We start from the raw sequence: 1089 nt of genomic DNA, 5'->3' as shown, positions 1-1089 counted from the left end.
GGACTGCTTGGATTCTGTCTTAAGCATCTGGTTGGAAATGGGGCGGGTATGGTTGCAAGCTATATCCTCGCCTCTTTTTATTTCCCTCTATCTTATTATGTTTTTTGTAATCAGCTGGTCTTATGGGCGAAAATCACCAGGATCCAACCAGCGTGAATTCATAAAATCGGCGCTATTATCTGTCTTGATCGGCCTTGGTGCAGGACTCTTAGGCAGCGCCCTGCTGGTGGTAGTCGGCATCGATGTGCGCAATTTAAGCATCCTGGCCTTGTGGCTGATTTCCCTGGGATTGGCCTTGGTTCATCCCCGCCTGATCTGTTTTTCCTATGCAGGCGGCCTATTGGCCCTGTTTTGCCTTTTGACTTCACGCTCAGTCAGCTGCGTTCCGCAGATAACGGGCCTAATAGCTATTCTCCACCTCATTGAAAGCGGTTTGATCCTGGTCGACGGCAGCACTCAGCCGGGCCGGGTTTGTTTCAAAAAACAGGGCCAGACCGTACAGGGTTTTAAACTGCAGCGGTTTTGGCCCTTGTTGCTGGTTATCAGCTGTACATCCGACAGCAGCATAGGCTATACTATGCCTTCCTGGTGGCCTTTGCTGCAATGCCATCCCCCTGCAGCTCAAGACAGTCTTTTTATCATGCTTCCGGTTCTGGCCATACTCGGTTATGGCGAAACGGTCACCAAAACCACCCCCCGCCTCACTGTGATGCGGTCTGCCCGCAATCTGGCCGTTTATAGCTTGATCCTGCTGGCGCTGTCCTTATCGGCCTCATCATACCCTTTGATGAGCTGGATAGCTGCCATATTTGCCCCGCTTGGCCATGAGATGCTGATCTGGCTGGGCACGCGGGGAGGCTCTTAGCCCTTTTGAAAACCGGCCATCCCGGGTGGCTACTTCATTAACCAATGGTTTACTTTTCGAATATACTATAGAAATCCAGCAGGGAAAGGGGTCTGGAATTGTTATATAAAGGCAAAATCAAGTATGTGCTGTCCAGTACATTTACCGACCAGGGTTATGTCAGCTGCCTGCCTGATTTACTGGCGGGAATAAAACGAGTCTACATCCTCAAGGGCGCTGCGGGC

1 protein-coding gene is annotated in these 1089 nt (G+C 51.1%); it reads left to right on the top strand.

The window, feature by feature from the left end; all coding sequences use genetic code 11:
- Positions 1-865 (top strand): hypothetical protein (locus B3W37_RS15060; RefSeq protein ID WP_483176280.1); only part of this gene is annotated, 865 nt, incomplete at its 5' end.
- Positions 866-1089: the final 224 nt, after the last annotated feature.

The organism is Syntrophomonas sp. UBA5494 (assembly GCF_002426325.1).
This window is presented reverse-complemented; position numbering and strand designations above follow the sequence as displayed.